This window comes from Globicatella sp. HMSC072A10, assembly GCF_001811625.1.
GTDB lineage: Bacteria > Bacillota > Bacilli > Lactobacillales > Aerococcaceae > Globicatella > Globicatella sanguinis.
In genome coordinates this window covers 1-1,325 of the sequence record NZ_KV805765.1, presented here as the reverse complement: position 1 = coordinate 1,325, position 1,325 = coordinate 1, and the positions used below count along the sequence as shown (strand labels likewise).

Below are 1,325 nucleotides of genomic sequence, written 5' to 3'. Positions count from 1 at the left end.
CGTGACCCACACCATTTGACAAAGAGCCTAAAAAGTGAGCACGAAGTAGGAAAACAAATGTTTCCTATTTCGTAACTCACCTAAAACTTTAACGTTCTAAATTTTAATATTCGGTTTTATCTTCAGTGATAATCTCTTTATCACCATCAACGTCTAACACTTCTTTACGAACTGAGTCGGATACTTCTTCGGTTTCAGTTTCAATCGTCTTATCTACATCGACTTCTCCGGTAACCACCACATCTTTGTCGACGACGACTTTCTCTTCCGATAATGGCACACGATATGTCTCTTCTTCAAATGCATGGTCATCTGCGACAGCATCTGTATTTGTCCGTCGAGTAATATGAAGTTCTTCTCTTTGAACTGGAACTTCAATTGTTTCCGTATCTTCTACGACATGCTTACTGATTTCTACTTCGCCTATATTTTGACGCTCTTTACGCACATTCAATTGTTCTTCATGTAATTTGATTGTAGAAACGCCCTCGAGACCATCATTCATATGAGCTTCAGCATCATATTCAGCAATATTTCCTGAACTATATCCTTCGCCTGGTTCTTTAGCCATATAAGACTCTTCCACTAATACAATGACATCACCATTTAATATTAAATCTTTATATTCCTCATATTTGCCATAGTGATCATTATCTACATGAGGTTCTGGGTTAAAGAAGTCAACAAAGGCATCCCACCATGAATTATCTTCATCAATGATCTCAGTTGTATTAACATCCACACCCGAACGTGAAACCCTTTCTGTCACATAATCACTATTCGTTGCGATTGTAATATCTCCTTGATAAACTCCACGTCTTATTAAATCTTCTACAGCTAATTCTGCTTCTTCAAATGTACTATATGATCCATAAATAAACTTAGTCATAACTATTCGCTCCTTTTATTAGCGTCATAAGCAATAATTCAATTCAAACATTCTTTATCAAAAAGCCAAAAGTTAACTAAAACTTAAGTTTTACTTCTTGGCTTTTTAAGGCAGATATTAATCGCGAATTAATATTTGATACTTACATTTTACCATGCAAGATTTATTTTTTAAAACAAAATGCTCAAAACCTTAATAGAATTGTTTTATAAGTAGGCTTGTGATGAAGTTAGTTGCTTTATTTGGTGTTGCATTTTTTTATTTTACCAATATCGGTATATGCAGTGATTAATGAGTTTTTCACCTCCACCAAAATATAATTAAGTCTAACTTAATATTCGATTACAAAATTATAACAAAACAGCCTATCAAGTAGACTTCGGTTTCTACTTGATAGGCTGTTATTTAGGCTCTTTGTCAAATGGTGTGGGTCACG

The 1,325-nt window shown here is 34.3% G+C and carries 1 protein-coding gene; it reads right to left on the bottom strand.

Going from position 1 to position 1,325, the window contains the following annotated elements:
- Nucleotides 1-103: 103 nt before the first annotated feature.
- The gene (locus tag HMPREF2811_RS07780) at nucleotides 104-889 is read right to left on the bottom strand and encodes a YsnF/AvaK domain-containing protein (protein WP_071408846.1); all 786 of its coding nucleotides are present in this window, start codon (nucleotides 887-889) and stop codon (nucleotides 104-106) included.
- Nucleotides 890-1,325: the final 436 nt, after the last annotated feature.